Origin of the sequence: Psychrobacillus sp. FSL K6-1464 (assembly GCF_038003145.1) — a bacterium.
GTDB lineage: Bacteria > Bacillota > Bacilli > Bacillales_A > Planococcaceae > Psychrobacillus > Psychrobacillus psychrotolerans.
This window is the reverse complement of the sequence record NZ_JBBOOP010000001.1, coordinates 3,662,583-3,681,244: the sequence shown is the minus strand read 5'-3', so window position 1 is coordinate 3,681,244 and position 18,662 is coordinate 3,662,583. Positions and strand designations below refer to the sequence as shown.

The window sequence follows — 18,662 nt, the reverse complement described above, 5'->3', positions numbered from 1 at the left end:
AAGGGTACTGAACAAATTATTCCACTTAGGTGGAACAAAATATCGTAATTTAAACAATTACTAGAAAGGAAAGATGAAACAGAGATGATATGGTATAAAAAATCTAAAGAAGAAGTGTTCCAGGAACTTCATGTTAAAAACGACAAAGGGATCACGGAGCTAGAAGCACAAAAACGATTGCAGCAATACGGCCACAATCGATTAGCTACTAATCGCAAGAAAACTTGGGTAGAGAGAATATTTTCACAGATTAACAATGTTCTCATTTATGTTTTGATAGTTGCTGCTGTCGTTTCTGCTTTTGTTGGCGAGATTGCAGATGCACTTATTATAGGACTGGTCGTAATAATTAACGCTGTTGTGGGAGTTATTCAAGAATCCAAAGCAGAAGATGCACTGGAAGCACTAAAAAATATGGCTACCCCAAAAGCGATTGTGCAAAGAGATGGAGAAATGAAAGAAATAGACTCAGCAGAGGTTGTGCCTGGAGATTTTGTGGTGGTAGGGGCAGGTTCTTATATCCCATGTGATATTCGTCTAATAGAGTCTGCTAATTTGAAGGTAGAAGAAGCAACACTTACGGGAGAGTCAGTTCCTGTTGATAAAGATGCATTTGCTCTGTTAGAAAAGGACGAACAGGATATTCCACTTGGAGATCAGCTAAACATGCTATTTATGTCTACGCTTGTAACAGTCGGACGAGGAACAGGAATAGCTGTAGCTACAGGGATGGATACTCAAATTGGTAAAATAGCCGGTATGTTAAATACTACTGTAGATGAGCAAACACCATTACAAAAAAGCCTGGCACAAGTAGGGAAATACCTAGGTATAGGGGCTTTGATTATTTCACTGGTCATGTTTTTAATAGGAATTTTACAGGGGCGAGATTTTCTAGAAATGTTCATGATTGCTGTAAGTTTGGCGGTTGCTGCTATTCCTGAAGGAATGCCTGCCATTGTATCTATTGTTCTTGCAATCGGTGTACAGAGGATGATTAAACAACATGTCATTATTAGAAAATTACCAGCTGTCGAAGCATTGGGTTCAGTAAATGTTATTTGCTCCGACAAAACCGGAACACTCACCCAGAACAAAATGACAGTAACGAAATTCTATGCCGACGGTCAAATACATGCCCTAAAAGATTTTCAGTTAGAAAACGATATACAAAGTCTATTGATGAAAATCTTTGTATTATGTAATGATGCTACATATACAAAAGATGCAGAAACTGGTGATCCCACTGAAATAGCATTAGTGGCAGCAGCAGTTCAAAACCATCTAGATAAAGATTTACTAGAAAAAGAGTACCCACGTATTCATGAAATTCCATTCGATTCGAACCGGAAGTTAATGACTACAGTGCATATACATGAAAATGAATATTACCGTATGACAAAGGGTGCAATAGATCGATTATTAAATCATTGTAATCAAATAATGACTGAAGAAGGTGTCATGCCCTTAACCGAGAAAATAAAGGCAGAAATTATCTCTGCTTCACATACCATGTCACAGTCTGCACTTCGTGTATTAGCTGCGGCCTACCAAGTGGAGGGACATAAAGGACTAGTAGGGTCTGAAGAGGATTTAATATTTGTAGGTTTTGTGGGAATGATGGACCCACCGAGATTAGAAGTGAAGGAATCTATTGAAGTGTGTAAAAAAGCTGGTATTCGAACAGTGATGATAACTGGAGACCATAGAGATACTGCTTTTGCCATTGCTCGTGAGTTAGGTATTGCCAAGCAAGAATCAGAAGTAATGGAAGGTATTGAGCTGGATAATATAACAGACGAAGAAATAAAGACTGCATGTAATAAAACAAACGTTTTTGCAAGAGTATCACCTGAACATAAGGTGAAAATTGTGCAAGCATTAAAGTCTGCCGGTCATACTGTTTCAATGACAGGAGATGGTGTGAATGATGCGCCGTCCCTTAAAGAAGCAGACATTGGAGTTGCAATGGGAATAACAGGAACTGATGTAGCAAAAGGTGCGTCAGATATGATATTGACCGATGATAACTTTGCCTCTATCGTGAAAGCGGTAGAGGAAGGTAGAAATATATATAAAAATATAAAAAAGTCGGTTATCTTTTTAATTTCCTGTAATTTAGGTGAAATTATTGCGCTGTTTTTTGCTATTGTGGCTGGATGGCCAACCCCACTCCGTTCCATTCATATTCTTTGGGTGAACTTAGTGACAGACACATTCCCAGCATTGGCACTTGGTGTAGATCCAGAGGAACCAGGAGTCATGAAGGAAAAACCGAGGAGACAAAAAGAGGGACTTTTTCATGGAATGCTACCATTTTTAATATTGAACGGATTGTTAATCGGTATAATTACCCTTGTAGCTTTTATGATTGGTTTAAATGGCGTAACATCGGGTGTTCCCGAGAATGTATTAATGCATGCACAGACAATGGCATTTATTACACTTAGTTTTTCACAGTTAATCCATTCGCTGAACTTTAGATCTATGAACCAATCTGTATTTAAAGTAGGTATATTCAAAAATAAGTTCTTGTTAGCTTCTATTCTAGTTGGCGTAATTATTCAAGTCCTAATAGTTTCGGTTGGACCATTAGCTAAATTATTTAGCGTTCAATCATTGGGTTCGATGGATTGGCTAATTGTCATTGCACTTAGCTTGCTGCCATTAATCATTAATGAGTTGGTTAAATTGTTTAAAAAGTAGAGGGGGGAAAATAATTGCAAAAGACAATAGGGCTTGTATTCGGAATCGCTTTAGTACTATTAATAGGAGTATTTTATGTACTTAGTAATAATCAGAAACAAGTCGAAAAGGAAGATGTGAAACAACTGTCTGTAGAAACTCATAATTTCAATAAAGTACTTGCATATGAAAATGATTATATGGGCAATAACTCTAACATTACAAACCTATTTAATAAACTTCCACTTTCTAATTATAAGTACACGGTAGAGTTGGAGCCAGATACATTCACAGCCGCTATAAATTACAACACGAGTAGCGACGAAAAAGCAGTTATATATAATACAACAGCTGCTTTTGTATTGATAAAAAATTTAGAAGTAATAGATATGCGTTTTTCAGACCAATCCTATGTGATGACCAGAGAGAATGTGGAGCAATGGTTTGGAGATGATTTTGAGAGTTTAATAGATCCGAGCATATTTAAAGATAAAGTTCAAAACGCTCTAATGGAAAGTACAACAACCAATTGGATTGATCAATATACAAAATAGGGGTGTTTTACTATGGAAATTTTAACAGAACAATTAAAAAAGAGACAAACAGAAAACCAATATTCAGGATCTATTGTTGTAAAACAAGGTGATTCGGTACAGCTTCAAGAAAGTTTTGGCTATGCAAATCGTACAGATGCAGTACTAAATGAGAAGCATACACGTTTTGGGATTGCTTCGGGTTGTAAATTATTTACTGCAGTTGCGATTGCTCAGCTTGTAGAAGCTGGAAAACTAACATTTGATAGCCTATTAAAAGAAATCTTAGATACTTCTTTTCCACATTTTCATGAAGGCATAACAGTCCATCATCTTTTAACGCATACTTCAGGTATTCCAGACTATTTTGATGAGGAAATAATGGATGACTTTGAAGAGTTATGGATAAGTACTCCGATGTACCATATCCGCCGTTTGCATGATTTTTTACCCTTTTTTCAAAGCGAGAAGCAAAGATTTATACCCGGTGAAAAGTTCTATTATAATAATGCGGGATATATAGTACTTGGTTTAATAGTAGAAAAATTGACTGGAATGCTTTTCATAGACTATGTTCAACGAAATATTATGGACAAAGCAGGGATGTGCAATTCCGGTTATTTTGCCTTAGATGCATTACCTACTAAAACAGCAATTGGTTATATAGATCACGAAGACGGCACATGGAAAACGAATATGTATTCTATTCCGATACAAGGAGGATCAGATGGTGGAGGATTTGTCACTGCTGATGATATGGTGTTATTTTGGGAAGCACTAATACAAGATAAATTATTGAATGATAAGGCAATATTAATGACCCCACATATTCAAGAGGAATCTAATAGTTATTATGGGTATGGTATTTGGATAGAGAAAAAAGAAAATCAAATCCATAAGTATCATGTAATGGGATATGATCCAGGAGTGAGTTTTCACTCGGCTTATTACCCACATAATAACGTTATTGTAGCTATATGCTCCAACAAATCTAAAGGAGCATATGCAATGATGCTAGAATTAGAAAAAACGTTCTAAAATAATATTGGATTTATTTCTTTTTTCGATTTTGTCGTTTTTTTAAAAGTTTATAAGCCAAGTAAAGCATGCTAATTCCCAAGACAAAAGACAATATAGAATACAGCACTTCATTTATATTTCTACCGAATATTAATAGTAAAAGATATAAAGGAACTAAAATATAAATAAATTTTTCTGGATTTAGACGCATTTTTTCACTCCTAAACTTGGTAGTTACTAAGCATTATTATATCAATAATAATGAAAATGGATTATTATCTAGAAAAAATGATAAACTATAAGTACGGAGGTGGACTTTTTGAAAATAACATCCTACGAAGTTGATAAGTTAAACGATCCAACAGGAATTATAACAGGCGATCGTTATGAATTCTTACTTGGATTAGAAGTACCTGAAGACGATGAACTTTTTGATGAAAATAATTCATTAGACTTACGTGTTATTCTAGTCGTAGAAGAAACAGAAGCGCGTATTGTACAATACCATTTCTTAAATCGGAGTAACGGTAAAGTATTAGACTTTGGTTTAGAAGACGAAGAAGAAGCAGTCGTTCTTGCTTTTTGTAAAGAACATTATAACAGTAAATAAAAACCGAGAAGCGAATTAAATCGCTTCTTGGTTTTTATTTTTAGCCTGTTTTCTCAGAGTTTGTTGTTTAAACTGGTAGGAAAAACCAATCGTAAATGGAGGTACACTTGAAGAAAAACAACTACAAATCATGATCACAATAGTTGGAAGTCTAGCTATACTAACGATTGGCGGTTTAGTGTTTAATCAAATTCATAAAAATTATCAAGCAAATGAACTTTAATAAATATTCTCATTCCTTTGCCACACGTTAACGGAGTATGTAACTAATTCTTAACCAGAATCACCTGTTTAAATAGAATTCTACTAATAATAGTTGTATGAGTTTAATTCTTATCGAAATTGAGGTAAACTGATGGAGAAGATTTACTATAAAAGGTGGCTGTTTGATGGAGATTACAAATTTATTGAAGCATATACCTGTTTTAGAAACTAAAAATGCTGGACCAATAAAAGTAACAGGACTTGCTTATAATTCACGCAAAGTGGAAAAAGGACAAGTATTTGTATGTATAAAAGGATTCAAAGTAGATGGACATCAATTTGCAGGACAAGCTGTTGAGAATGGTGCCGTTGCTCTAGTAGTAGAGGACTTTATCGATGGAATTGAGTTACCGCAATATAAAGTGGAAAATGGACGTGTGGCTCTAGCTACTCTTGCAGATGCTTTCTATAATCACCCGACACGGAAGTTGAAGACGATAGGGATTACAGCGACTAATGGGAAGACTTCTACTTCGTTTATGACGAATGCCATATTAGAAAACCATGGCTTTAAAACAGGGCTAATGGGGACAGTTGTAGTGAAAATTGGGGACTATGCCGAGCCTTCTGAATTAACAACGCCAGAATCACTTGATTTGCAACGTTTTTATGCACAAATGGTGGAGGAGAATGTCAGTCATGCAACAATGGAAGTTTCCTCCTCTGCATTGGAATTAAATCGTGTAGGCTGTGTAGACTTTGATATTGTTACACTGAATAATATTAGTCGTGAGCATATCGACTTGCATTCTTCGTTTGAAAACTATTTTCATCATAAGTCCAGTCTCATTCGAAATGCTGGTGCAGATAAAGTAGCTATTTTAAACTTGGATGATTCTTATTCTGCTTCACTTATGAATAAAACGAAAGCAAAAGTTATTACCATTGGTGTTGAAGATCAATCTGCAGATGTTATCTGTACCAATTTAGACCTATCAACAGGAAGAGCCAAATTCACGGTGGAAATTCAACAAGATCTAGTAACGCAGGATCTTGTAATACCTCAGCAAAAATTTACAATTGAACTTTCAACTCCAGGTTTTCACTCTGTATATAATTCAATGGTCAGTATTGTGATTGCACTATTATGTGAAGTGCCAGTAGCTACTATCCAAAAAAGTTTGGCAGAGTTTGTAGGTGTAGAGCGTCGTTTTGAAATTATTTTTGAAGATGATTTTAAAATTATTGATGACCACTTTGCAAACAGTGGAAACATTGACATTACGCTTGGAACTTTAGAAAAAATGGACTTTGAACGTATCAAGCTTGTTTATGCTATTCGTGGAGATCGTGGAGTGACAGTGAATAGAGAGAATGCAGAGACTATCGCTAAATGGGCACCTAAACTTGGTATACATGAAGTGATTGCGACATTAAGTCGTTCCCATGTGACTCAAAAGGATGTAGTTTCGGAGAGTGAGCTTGAAGTATTCCTCGAAGTTATGGAAGAAGCGGGTATCAAAGTACAACTTTACGCAGAGTTGCCTGAAGCTATTAAACATGGTCTTTACGATGTTAGGGATGGGGACTTACTGTTATTAGCAGGTTGCCAAGGAATGGATTATGGCGCAAAACTTGCACTTGAACAACTAGAAGTCATTCGTCCGAATGTCGATAAAAAGAAATTATTCCAACCGCTCGAAAAACGTGTAGCGGGAAACACATAATATGAAAAAAGCAGTTCCATTTTGTTGGAGCTGCTTTTTTTCGTGAGTATAAATTTACCAATCAATATGCCATGTTAACCCTCTGCTGCACACTATTACCGTTTTGGTGAATAGTTAAGCGTCTGAAAGAGCTCTGTTTTTTCAGTAGGTGTAAGTTCTCTCCATTCTCCGATAGGGAGACCTTCAATAGATATGTTCATGATTCGTATTCGTTGTAATCTTTTCACTGAAAACCCTAATGCGGAACACATTCTACGAATTTGACGATTTAAGCCTTGGGTCAAGATAATGTTAAAGGTTTTTGGTCCAATTTTCTTTACTTTACATGGCAATGTTGTTGTCCCTAGAATATTTACACCGGCAGCCATTTTTTCTATAAATGTGTCGGTGATTTTTTCATTGACTGTCACAATATACTCTTTATCGTGGCTGTTTTCTGCACGTAGAATTTCATTTACAATATCACCATCATTTGTAAGAAGTATTAAACCGTCGGAATCTTTATCTAATCGCCCAATATGGAAAATACGAAGTGGATGATTAACGAAGTCGACAATATTACCTTTTATATGAGTTTCTGTAGTGCTAGTAATACCTACAGGTTTATTTAATACTAGATAAACGAGTGGTTGCTCCACAACAATTTGTTTGCCATCAACTCGAACATCATCGCCCGCTTCAACCTTACTACCGAGTTCTGCAGTTTTTCCGTTAATCACTACTCTTCCATCAGTAATCCACTTGTCGGCACCGCGTCTAGAAGTAATTCCTGCCTCACTTAGAAATTTATTAATTCGCATTATAGACACCTACTTTTCTTGATGCATTAATTATAACAAAAGTTGAAACTAAATTAGAGTAATAGCGTAAATTAGAAAAGGAGTGATTGGTATGACAGTTGAACAAAGATTAGAGCAAACATTTAATGCACTGAAAAAAACATTAGGTTGGACTGTAGATAAACGTATAACTTTGTCACTTGCAGGGTATTATGTAACTTTAGAAAAAGAATTTGATGAAAGTAGATATAAAGAAGTGTCTAGTTATTTGAAAAAAAGAGCTGGAATCTTTTCTGCTTTACGCTCACATTTACATCCTCTTTTTGTAGCAACTCTAGATGTATCAGGAGTAGATCCGGAACAAGCAGTAAATCTGTATATGGAAAAAGCAGATGCTTTAAAACAGTTTGGTATTAAAATGAATAGCTATACTTATTTAGCTGCTCTTATGATGTCAGATCAAAAAGAGCAGTGGCCATTTGAATTGAAGATGGCACAAAAGTTAATGGATGATATGAAGACGTATCATCGTTTTTTAACCTCTACAGATGACTACCCTTATGCAATGTTTCTAGGGAAGATGGAAGGTGATACTGCAGTTCGAGCGGAAACGATGAATCGCTATTATAAAGAACTAAAGCAACATAAATTCTACACAGGGAATGAACTACAATGGATGTCACAGGTTCTCACGTACTCTAACCCTGAATATGAAGAAAATATGGTGAACAGGGCAGTTATTATCCGCAATGGTTTGAAAAGCGTCAAAATAAAAACATCCGCAGCACAATATCCGATTATTGGATTTATGGCAGCTTTAAAATTAGATGAAGAACAACTGAACGAGGTTGTAACAACCTATGAATCCATTGCTAGTACGAAATTATTTTCATGGTACAAAGACTCGGCTCTTCCCATTGCTTTCGGATTATCTTTAAGATCCTCTAAAGAAGCTTATGCAAGTGCCGCAATTTCCATGGCAACTTCTCTAGAGCTTATTTTACAAGCACAGCAAGCAATTATGATTTCGACTATGGCAGCAACAAGCGCTGCAGCAGCAGATTCTGGCTCAAATTGATGAACATGCTATACTAAACATATACTATTTAGATTAGAGGAGTTAGAAATAATGAACACGAATCCAATGAGTCAATCAAGAACTATTCAAACACATTTAATATTGCCACCAGATACAAATCACCACGAAACAATTTTTGGAGGAAGAGTACTTGCTTTTATCGACGAAATTGCAGCGATATGTTCTATGAAACATGCACAAGGAGCTGTAGTGACAGCTTCTATAGATTCTGTTGACTTCCTTTCATCTGCTAAAGTGGGGGATGTATTAGAGCTAGAGGCAGTTGTTTCTTCTACAGGTCGTTCTTCCATGGAAGTTTATGTTCAAGTAACGTCCATGAACCTACTTACAGGGGAAGAAAAACTAACAACAGAATCTTACGTAACAATGGTTGCGGTTGACGATAATGGGAAACCTGTACCTGTTAAGGGCATACATCCAGAAACAGAAGAGGAAAAACGTCTATTTGAAACGGGACCTGCTAGACGCGCTCATCGTAAGCAACGCCTAGAAATGAAATACTAAAAGAGTAGGAAGTGGCTCAAGTGCTAAAACAAATTGATGACCTTTACAAATATTTGATGGTTATGTTGCTTGTCATATATTTGATCAATTCAATTTATCTTCAAGAAGTTACTATCACTTTCACGGCAATTATACTCGTAATCCTCTTGGAATTTAGTAAGCATCGGCATCATATTAAACAACTAACTTATTCGCAACTATCTATTATCGGTATCGTATTACTAGCAGGTATTGCAAGTATCATTTATCTGTTAGTAACGATTCAAATATTCTTAGAGCCCATAGGTCTTCCGGAAAAAATGGAGAGTGCTCTGTTCTTTGTATGTATAGTAATTGGGATATATATTTTATGGTATTTTATCGGTAAGCTATTTGGAAGAGCGTTGGAAAAACAATGAAAAACTGTAAGTGCATTGCTTAAAGCAGTGTGTTTACAGTTTTTTTGTTCAGTATTTTGATCTTCAGTTGTTAAAAGACATAATTGACCAAACGTATATTTCTCCGTATAATAAATTCAAATAATTCAAATAAGTAGAGGCGAGGTTAATTACTTTGAATGAGTCGACCTTGAAACAGATATGTCAACTCTATACGGAGTTAACTTTAGAAGAAATAATAATCTTAGAGAATGTTGCCAGTACATTGCAACTATATGCCGATTTGAATAATGCATATATGTTTATAGACTGTATGATGAAGAATTCAGAACAAGCTATAGTTGTTGCGGAGGCATTTCCTAGAACATCGGAGTCTATTTATGAAAATTCGGTAGTAGGGAAGATTGTTTTCGAATCATTCGAACCTGGAGTTTTTTATAGTTACCGTGCTGGAAAAAAGTCACTTACTAGTCAGGCAGTCACACAAGAAGGAAAAACGGTAGAACAAAGTGTTATCCCGATCAAAAATGATAAACATCAAGTAATTGGTGTTTTAATTTCGGAAGAAGAAATATATAATCACACGCCGATTGGTAGTAGTTATAAAAATGTCTCATTTGGTCAAGATGAGCTAAGTGAAGTATTGGGAGGTAACTCCAGGGAAGTGCCAATGATTTCAGATCTTTTAATGGAAATTTTCCTTCTTACAGACAAAGATGATTGCTTAACTTACTCTAATCCAGCTGGAGTAAACTTTATAACAGAAATGACTCTGATGGATAAAATCCAACATCAACCTATTTTAGAATTATTACCTTTCCTTCAATCTGTTTATGATTTTAAAGAAGATGTCTTTATATTCGACTTAACTATAGATAGAAAAAATTTGATAGTAAAAAAAATTAGAGTAAAAGAGAAAGAACAGCTTAAGGGAACGCTTCTGCTTATTCAAGACGTCACAGAGCTGCGAACTAAAGAAAAAGAACTAATGATGAAATCTGTTGTTATACAGGAGATTCACCATCGAGTAAAAAATAATTTACAGACGGTAGCAAGCTTGTTGCGACTTCAAATGAGAAAAGGTTTTCCTGAAGAAAGTAAGGTATATTTTGAAGATACTCTTAATAGAATATATAGTATTTCCTCCGTTTATGAACTGATATTAGCCAACTCTAATACAGATGATGAAGATGTGAATATTATAGAGTTAACTAGAAAGGTTTCTTCTACTCTTGTGTTAAATGAGTATGTAATAAAAGTTAACCTAGTCATTGAATCGAATGGTAATAAGATATTAACTACATCCAGAAAAGCGGTCTCCATAGCACTCATTATTAATGAACTTGTTCAAAATTCGTTGAAACATGCATTCCCAGAAGATTTAGCGGGAGAAATTGTTGTAAGCTTCTATTCAAATAAAACGTTTTTAGAACTTCATATTTTCGACAACGGAGTCGGAATGAAAGAGTCTAAGTCATCCTTAGGTTTAGAAATAGTTCATAACCTTGTATTGAATGATTTAAATGGAGAGTTTAGATACATGCCTGTGAAACTGGGAACACATGCAGTAGTAACATTCCCAATAAGTTCGGAGGTTATTATCTATCATGAAAAAGAGAATACTAATAGCTGAAGATGAGTCTATCATTAGAATGGATATAAAGCTTATGCTTGAGGATCATGGATATGAAGTAGTAGCAGAAGCTGGGGATGGAGATAAAGCAATAGAGTTAGCTTTTTTTCATAAGCCAGACTTAATACTTATGGATATTAAGATGCCAAAAATAAATGGGTTACAGGCTAGTAAGGTAATTGCAAATCAACTAGATTTACCTATCCTCATAATAACTGCTTATAGTCAAAAGGAATTTGTAGAAAAAGCCCAGCAAGATAATATAGTCGGTTATTTAGTAAAACCTATTTCTGAAGCTAATTTGATGCCTGCGGTAGAAATTGCTTTACATCAATCAGAAAAAGCAATAAGACTCAAAAAAGAGATCCATGATGCAAAACTAGAGGTGGCGAAAAGAAAGGTAATTGAACGGGCCAAAGGGTTATTAATGCAGGCTGAAGAGATAACTGAACCCGAGGCTTTTAAGAGACTAAGAGATTCTAGTATGTCTATGCAGATGACAATGGAGTCAGTTGCAAAAGAGATAATTTTAAAATACAAGTGAATATATAAGCAAAGGCGCTTAAAGAATTTATTCTTTAAGTGCCTTTTTGTATTTCTTTAAGGGGGGGGTGATCTATTCAATTAGTGAAAATAAAGAATTTAAATGGGGCATTATATATTAATTCTTAAGGGGGAAAAGAAATGGCGATGATAGGAACAGTGGTAGTGTACATAATTATGATTTGTGCAGTACTTGGAGCTTTTGCAGCGATAAAGGATCCAGATAAGGGGTTAGGGAAAGAATTTATGTCTGGTTTACATGCGGTTGGTCATATTTTTGTTCCTGCTGCGGGTATTATGGCATCAATTCCGTATTTAACATGGTTTATCGATAAATTTGTTGGACCTATATTCGATTCTATAGGAGCAGATCCCGCAATAGCTGCCACTGCCATACTGGCATCGGATATGGGGGGATATCAGTTAGCAAATGCACTAAAAGATTCATATGAAGGGTGGATAATGGCACTTATTGTAGGGTATATGGCAGGAGCAACAATCGTGTTTTCAATCCCAATGGGACTGGCAATGCTAGACAAAAGAGATCATAAATACATGGCGCTTGGTATTATGTCAGGAGTACTTACTATTCCAATTGGTGCATTTATCGCTTCTGTTTTAGTCGTTCTATTTGATACCAAGGTTCGAGATGTTATAAGCACGACCACCGATTCAACATACGAGTTCGTCATAAGTTATGGGCAAATACTCATCAACTTAACACCTTTGCTTATTTTTGTAGTCTTGATTGCAGCGGGACTAAAATTCTTCCCAAATGGAATGATAAAGGGCTTTATGATATTTGGGCGAGTAATGGATGCCGGTATTAAATTAGTATTAGTTTTCTCCATTGTAGAAATATTCACAGGAATATTTTCAACAGTCTTTGGTGGGTGGGGCTTTGATCCGATTATGGCGGATGAGGCAGACCAATTCCGAGCGCTTGAAACCGCTGGATATATCGGTATTATGTTAGCGGGTGCTTTCCCAATGGTGTATTTGTTACGCAAATATGCTTCGGGACCTCTAGAAGCAGGAGGACGCAAAATCGGTCTTACCTCTGTAGGAAGTGCGGGTATATTAGCTACAGTTGCTAATATTCTAGCCATGTTCTCTTTAGTTCGCTACATGAGACCAAAGGATAAAGTCTTGAATATCTCTTTTGGAGTATGTGCTGCTTTCTTATTAGGAGATCATTTATCATTTACCGCTAACTTTCAACCTAATATTATACTGCCAGTTATACTAGGCAAATTAATTGCGGGTATATGTGCAATTGCATTTGCGTACTGGTTGTCTGTACCTACTGCGTTGAGGTTAGAGGAACAGGACCGAGCTGCTGGGATTATTAAAGATGGAGAGTATCTAGAAGAGGATATTAGAAAAGAGGCAGTTCCAGTACAAGCGTAAGGAATTCTATATTACGCATGAAAGGAGTACTTAAATGAGTGTAGAGAAAAAAAGATTCATACAAGAATTTGTACCTGGAAAACAAATTACATTAAGTCACCTAATTGCTAATCCAGATCCTGATATGTTTGTAAAATTGGGTATTCAAGTGGCCGGAGCATTAGGAATAATGACTTGTACTCCAAGTGAGACGGTTATCATTGCGGGAGATTTAGCAACGAAAGCCGCGAATGTGCAAATTGGATTTTTAGATAGATTTACGGGAAGTCTTGTAATTGTGGGAAGTGTATCTGAAGTAGAAATGTCCATGATAGAGATAAATAGATTTCTTTCTGAAAGACTAGGATATACGCCAGCAGAAATAACAAAGTCTTAAGGATGTGTAAAGAGCCATGAAAAATAGAGCAATGCTCATTGGTTCAATCGGTGCAGGCAAATCAACATTGACGAATTCTTTGCTAGGGAAAGTTGTTCCTGCCTTTAAAACACAAACATTGGTCTATTATGATTGGATTGTTGATACACCAGGAGAATATACAGAAAATCCATTCTTTTACAAAAACATTATGGCTACAGCCTTAGAAGTTACGCATGTATTTTATTTACAGGATGCAACAAACTCTAAGATGATTTTTCCACCAGGGTTTAGCATGGGCTTTTCAAAATTGCCGGTTGGTGTAATAACAAAGAGTGACCATAACGAAGCAAACTTAGAGCGTTCTATTGAAATGATTCGTTCAGTTATTTCATACGGACCAATAGTTATTACTTCTTCGGTTAAAGGAACAGGCATGGAACATTTAAAGGCATTAGTGAAGATGAATGATATGGCATCCATGAAGAGATATGTGGAAAATGAACAAAGTGAGGATCTCCTATTTACAAATCAGCTTTACAGTTAACGGAATTTTTGATATATTTAAAGATATCAAAATACAAGTTTATAAATTGGCAACGACGCCTTTACTTTCACATGGATAATCCTATGTGTTTAGTAGAGGCGTTTTTATATGATTATTAGTTGTTCTTTCTTCTTACTGAAAGCTTTTGATAGGAGTGAGATGCGGTTTTGATCAATTTAAATCAAAAAAAAGAAACAATTATTAGTGCAGGAATTGATATAGGTACCAGTACGACAAAGCTTATTATTAGTCGTTTTTCCTTAATGAATACAGCCGGGACCACTCTCGTACCAAGAATTGAGATTATTGACAAGGAAATCATATATAAGAGTCCTATCTTTAGAACACCTCTAAAGGATACATCGACCATTCATGTGTCAGAAATAGAGAAAATTATTCGTGCAGAATATGCCAATGCTGGTATTACAGCTAGCCAAATTGAAACAGGTGCTGTAATTATCACAGGCGAAACAGCAACAAAACATAATGCAAAAGAGATGTTACATTATCTTTCAGATGAAGTAGGAGATTTTTTAGTAGCAACGGCAGGGCCAGATTTGGAAGGTATTATTGCTGCAAAAGGTTCTGGCGCATATGAATATTCTACTCGTTCCAAAGATATAATTGCGAATATTGACATTGGTGGAGGTACTGCGAATATTGCTGTCTATCGAGATAGGGTACTTCTTGGTACTTGTACAATGCATATTGGAGGAAGATTAATAGAATTTGAGGATGAAAAGATTAAATCCATTTCTGCTCCGGTACAGCGATTACTTGTAGCACTGAGGTTATCTTTGCGTGTAGGTGATTCAAAGACCGCACCTGCGATTCAACTAGTAACACAGTTTATGGCGGAGTCACTAAATCGAGTATTGAGGAATGAGACAAATGAAATTGATCAGTTACTTTTACTTGGACATTCTCCTAACTGGAAAGAAACAGTCGATACAATTGTACTCTCAGGTGGAATAGCTGAATGTGTCTACGGCCATGAAGTAAAGGATAAGCGGCTTGCTCAATATGACGATATTGGTCCTGAATTGGCAAGAGAATTACAGGGGAATAAAAGTCTTCAAAGCTTTAAGTGGCTTGAGCCCATTGAAACAGTACGTGCGACTGTACTAGGCGCAGGAACTCAAACGACAGAGATTAGTGGGGCGACGATACAGATATCTGCAAGTGATTTACCTTTAAAAAATTTACCTGTTTATAGTTTTAACTTTCATTCTAATTTGGAACAAGGTTTAGCAGAATTTGATGGTGAGATCAGAAAGGCTACAGATATGTATGACGCATCTGGAGAGGGACAAAATTTTGCGTTGTATATCTCAGAGCTGCCTTATATGGGATTTCGAGATATCCAAAAACTTTCAAAAGCTATTATACATGTGATGGAAAAACGGTCAGACCCGTTACTACCTATCGTACTTGTATTAGAGACAGACCATGCAAAAGTAATTGGTCAAACACTGCTAGCTATGAGTGTTCCTCAAAGTGTTATCTGTATTGATCAAGTAAGTGTAGATCATGGCGACTACATGGATATTGGAAAAGAACTCGACTCAGGAGTAGTACCAGTCGTAGTGAAAACTCTAACATTCCACTCGTCGTAAAGGAGGATTTTCAAAAGTGAATTTTAAGACAATGTTAGGCGGTATTAGTTATACATTCAAAGACTTGAAGGAAGTTATGGCAAAAGCAAATGAAGAAAAGTCGGGTGATCGCCTAGCGGGGGTAGCTGCAGAAACAGTACAGGAACGAATTGCTGCAAAGTCCGTTCTTAGTGAGATTTTGCTTAGTGATATAAGAAATAATCCCTTAATCCCTATAGAACAAGATGAAGTATCCCGAATAATTGAGGAAGACTTAAATGAAAAGATTTACGGTGATATCCAAAACTGGAGTGTCGCAGAGCTAAGAGAATATATTTTAAGCAATGAAGTAGGCGACCGAGAATTAAAAAGAATTAGTAAAGGGCTAAACTCTGAAATGATTGCGGCAGTAGCAAAACTAATGTCCAATCTAGACCTAGTACATGCAGCTAACAAGATTGAAATTTTATCCACTTGTAATATAACGATTGGTCAAAGAGGAACTATTTCATCTCGTTTACAACCGAACCATCCAACGGACAGTGTGGACGGAATGATTGCTTCACTAATGGATGGTCTATCGTATGGAATTGGCGATGCCGTAATTGGGATAAATCCAGTAGATGATTCAGTTGAAAGTGTAAAACGATTGTTGCATGCTACACACGACTTTATCAATGACTGGAAAATTCCATCACAAAATTGTGTCTTAGCACATGTTACAACGCAGATGAAAGCAATTGAACAAGGTGCTCCAGCAGATATGATTTTCCAAAGTATAGCGGGTACAGAAGTTGCCAATCGTTCATTCGGTATATCGGCAGAACTTATTAAAGAAGCACGTCATTTAGCTCTAAAACAAGGGACTGGGACTGGTCCACAAGTTATGTATTTTGAAACAGGTCAAGGTTCAGAGCTTTCAGCGGAAGCACACTTTGGTATTGATCAAATGACATTAGAATCTCGTAACTATGGATTTGCTCGTCACTTTGATCCCTTCATCGTGAACACGGTTGTAGGGTTTATAGGACCGGAGTATCTATATAACAGCAAACAGGTAATAAGAGCAGGTCTAGAAGATCATTTTATGGGGAAAATGCACGGCATACCTATGGGTGTAGATATCTGTTATACAAATCATATTAAAGCTGATCAGAATGATATTGAAGACTTAGGTGTTCTTTTAACAGCAGCTGGTGTTAATTTCATCATTGCAACTCCAATGGGGGATGATTGTATGTTGAATTATCAATCGATGAGCTATCACGATGTTGCTACCTTATTACAAACTTTTAATAAAACACCCGCTCCTGAATTTTTGAAATGGTTAGAGAAGATGGGGATTTATGAGAATGGTCGTTTGAGTGGCCGAGCAGGAGACCCTAGTCTATTCACACGTTAGGAGATGACTTATGTGAATGATCAATTGATCAAAGAAATTACAAAAATGGTTGTTGAAAAACTTCAGATGAATGAATTACAGGAGCAACAAAACATTAATTTATTTCCAAAGAATCCAAGTGGGAGTTTAACAGAAACAAGTATTCTTACAAACCCCGCTGGAGAAGTGAAATTTTATCCGTCCAATGTGAATATCCATCAGCTAGAAAACAAAAAAACACAGACAAAAAGAGAAGAAGTTTCTATAGAACAGGATAAAGAGAAGTATTTAATAGATTTATGTAAGAAAACCCCTGCAAGGATTGCTGTTGGTAGGGCAGGGACGAGGCCTAAAACAAATACTTGGCTACAATTTCGTTTTGACCACGCAGCAGCAGTAGATGCCGTTTATGGAGAGGTGCCAAAAGAGATATTAGAACGTTTAAATTTCTTTCAAGTAAACACAAGAGTACTAGATAAAGAAGAGTATATTCGTCGCCCCGATTTAGGTAGAAGGCTTTCTGATGACTCTAAAAAAGTTGTATTAGATAAATGCAGGCACTCTCCACAAGTCCAAATAGTAGCATCAAATGGTTTAAGTGCCAAAGCATTAGAAGAAAACTTAGAAGACGTCTATCTAAGCTTGGAGCAGTCCTTGAAAAATTTGAATATAGAAATGGGTACAACTTTTTACGTAGACAAGGGTAGAGTAGCTTTGATGGATGAAATTGGAGAACTACTTCAACCTGAAATTGTCATTATATTGATAGGAGAAAGGCCGGGGCTCTTATCGGCAGAATCATTAAGTGCGTATATCTGTTACAAACCTAGAATCGGGACAATTGAAGCGGATCGAATGGTCGTTTCTAATATCCATAAAGGTGGAATTCCATCAGTTGAGGCCGGGGCATATTTAGGTTCTCTTATACAAAAGATATTGAAATATGAGGCAAGCGGAGTATCACTAGTGAGAAAAGAAGGATAGGAGGTATCTATTAAAAGGTGAAAAAGCTATTTGCTGAGATTTTATCCATGCAGGTTATACCCAATGTAGATACAGCACTCGCTCAAAAATTTAACTTAAAGCCGTATCAGCGTAGTCTTGGGTTGTTTACAACAACTATTGATGATGTTGGGTATACGGCTGCGGATGAAGCAACGAAAAAGGCAGATGTAGAGGTAGTATATGCGAAAAGCTTTTATGCAGGAGCAGCGCATCCATCTGGTCCTCTTTCGGGTGAATTTATCGGTATTATCGCGGGATCTTCTCCGGAGGAAGTTAAAAGTGGACTTGATTCCATTCGAATTACAATTGAAAATGATGCGTATTTTGAAGCAATAAATGAAGATGAAAGTCATGCCCTCTATGCAAAGGTCATTTCTAGTTGCGGAAGCTATTTGGCCCAGATGGCTAGGGTACAGGAGGGAAGATCTCTTGCTTATTTAATCGCTCCTCCTATAGAAGCAATTGTTGGGTTAGATGCTGCTTTGAAAGCGGCAGATGTTCAAGTGCGAGAGCTTTTTGCTCCACCTTCCGAAACCAACTTTGGAGGTGGATTAGTAGCGGGGAGTCAGTCTTCTTGCCAAGCAGCAGCGGATGCATTTAGAGAAGCCATTCTTAATATGGCTAAACGCCCACTAGATTATTAGAAAGGAAGTGA

General features: G+C 36.4%; 18 protein-coding genes. 17 read left to right on the top strand and 1 reads right to left on the bottom strand.

Annotated elements, in window-relative coordinates:
• Positions 1-84 precede the first annotated feature (84 nt).
• From MKX39_RS19010 to MKX39_RS18990, 5 genes are all read left to right on the top strand, one after another.
• The gene (locus MKX39_RS19010) at positions 85-2,706 is read left to right on the top strand and encodes a cation-translocating P-type ATPase (protein ID WP_340771162.1); all 2,622 of its coding nucleotides are present in this window, start codon (positions 85-87) and stop codon (positions 2,704-2,706) included.
• A 14-nt stretch (positions 2,707-2,720) separates the two neighbouring features.
• A complete protein-coding gene (locus MKX39_RS19005; RefSeq protein ID WP_340771161.1) occupies positions 2,721-3,239 on the top strand; it encodes a DUF4825 domain-containing protein in 519 nt (172 codons plus the stop codon).
• Between the two features lie 12 nt (positions 3,240-3,251).
• Positions 3,252-4,256: a serine hydrolase domain-containing protein gene (locus MKX39_RS19000; RefSeq protein WP_340771159.1), complete on the top strand. Its 1,005-nt coding sequence runs from the start codon at positions 3,252-3,254 to the stop codon at positions 4,254-4,256.
• A gap of 292 nt (positions 4,257-4,548) precedes the next feature.
• The gene (locus MKX39_RS18995) at positions 4,549-4,848 is read left to right on the top strand and encodes a DUF6509 family protein (protein WP_322788095.1); all 300 of its coding nucleotides are present in this window, start codon (positions 4,549-4,551) and stop codon (positions 4,846-4,848) included.
• A 389-nt stretch (positions 4,849-5,237) separates the two neighbouring features.
• Positions 5,238-6,779 carry a Mur ligase family protein gene (locus MKX39_RS18990; protein ID WP_340771157.1) on the top strand — a complete coding sequence of 514 codons (1,542 nt, stop codon included), beginning with the start codon at positions 5,238-5,240 and terminating at the stop codon, positions 6,777-6,779.
• Positions 6,780-6,874: 95 nt separating this feature from the next.
• Here MKX39_RS18990 and rluF read toward each other — a convergent pair whose 3' ends face one another.
• Positions 6,875-7,579, bottom strand: coding sequence for a 23S rRNA pseudouridine(2604) synthase RluF (gene rluF / locus MKX39_RS18985; RefSeq protein ID WP_093537919.1), 705 nt, complete (start codon positions 7,577-7,579; stop codon positions 6,875-6,877).
• Positions 7,580-7,670: 91 nt separating this feature from the next.
• On the opposite strand from rluF, the gene MKX39_RS18980 reads away from it, so the two are divergent.
• The 12 genes from MKX39_RS18980 to eutL all read left to right on the top strand — a co-directional run bounded on the left by MKX39_RS18980 (position 7,671) and on the right by eutL (position 18,651).
• Complete coding sequence (locus MKX39_RS18980; RefSeq protein WP_340771155.1) at positions 7,671-8,636, top strand: DUF4003 family protein; 966 nt, start codon at positions 7,671-7,673, stop codon at positions 8,634-8,636.
• 51 nt (positions 8,637-8,687) lie between these two features.
• Positions 8,688-9,161: an acyl-CoA thioesterase gene (locus MKX39_RS18975; protein WP_093537917.1), complete on the top strand. Its 474-nt coding sequence runs from the start codon at positions 8,688-8,690 to the stop codon at positions 9,159-9,161.
• A gap of 20 nt (positions 9,162-9,181) precedes the next feature.
• Positions 9,182-9,559, top strand: coding sequence for a hypothetical protein (locus MKX39_RS18970; protein ID WP_093537916.1), 378 nt, complete (start codon positions 9,182-9,184; stop codon positions 9,557-9,559).
• A 169-nt stretch (positions 9,560-9,728) separates the two neighbouring features.
• Entirely contained in the window at positions 9,729-11,171 is a 1,443-nt protein-coding gene (locus MKX39_RS18965) for a sensor histidine kinase (protein ID WP_340771153.1), read from the top strand.
• Positions 11,146-11,715 carry an ANTAR domain-containing response regulator gene (locus MKX39_RS18960; protein WP_340771151.1) on the top strand — a complete coding sequence of 190 codons (570 nt, stop codon included), beginning with the start codon at positions 11,146-11,148 and terminating at the stop codon, positions 11,713-11,715. The genes MKX39_RS18965 and MKX39_RS18960 overlap by 26 nt, the downstream gene beginning before the upstream one ends.
• A 140-nt stretch (positions 11,716-11,855) precedes the next feature.
• Positions 11,856-13,124 carry an ethanolamine utilization protein EutH gene (gene eutH, locus MKX39_RS18955; protein WP_340771149.1) on the top strand — a complete coding sequence of 423 codons (1,269 nt, stop codon included), beginning with the start codon at positions 11,856-11,858 and terminating at the stop codon, positions 13,122-13,124.
• A 34-nt stretch (positions 13,125-13,158) separates the two neighbouring features.
• Positions 13,159-13,500: a BMC domain-containing protein gene (locus MKX39_RS18950; protein ID WP_340771147.1), complete on the top strand. Its 342-nt coding sequence runs from the start codon at positions 13,159-13,161 to the stop codon at positions 13,498-13,500.
• A 16-nt stretch (positions 13,501-13,516) separates the two neighbouring features.
• Positions 13,517-14,026, top strand: a complete 510-nt coding sequence (locus tag MKX39_RS18945; protein WP_340771145.1) for a EutP/PduV family microcompartment system protein — start codon at positions 13,517-13,519, stop codon at positions 14,024-14,026.
• Between the two features lie 167 nt (positions 14,027-14,193).
• The gene (locus MKX39_RS18940; protein ID WP_445678038.1) at positions 14,194-15,642 is read left to right on the top strand and encodes an ethanolamine ammonia-lyase reactivating factor EutA; all 1,449 of its coding nucleotides are present in this window, start codon (positions 14,194-14,196) and stop codon (positions 15,640-15,642) included.
• Positions 15,643-15,673: 31 nt separating this feature from the next.
• Entirely contained in the window at positions 15,674-17,023 is a 1,350-nt protein-coding gene (locus MKX39_RS18935; RefSeq protein ID WP_340771522.1) for an ethanolamine ammonia-lyase subunit EutB, read from the top strand.
• Between the two features lie 12 nt (positions 17,024-17,035).
• Positions 17,036-17,986 (top strand): ethanolamine ammonia-lyase subunit EutC, encoded by a 951-nt coding sequence (gene eutC / locus MKX39_RS18930; protein ID WP_340771143.1) that lies wholly within the window; start codon positions 17,036-17,038, stop codon positions 17,984-17,986.
• Between the two features lie 17 nt (positions 17,987-18,003).
• Positions 18,004-18,651, top strand: a complete 648-nt coding sequence (gene eutL, locus MKX39_RS18925; protein ID WP_445678037.1) for an ethanolamine utilization microcompartment protein EutL — start codon at positions 18,004-18,006, stop codon at positions 18,649-18,651.
• Positions 18,652-18,662 lie beyond the last annotated feature (11 nt).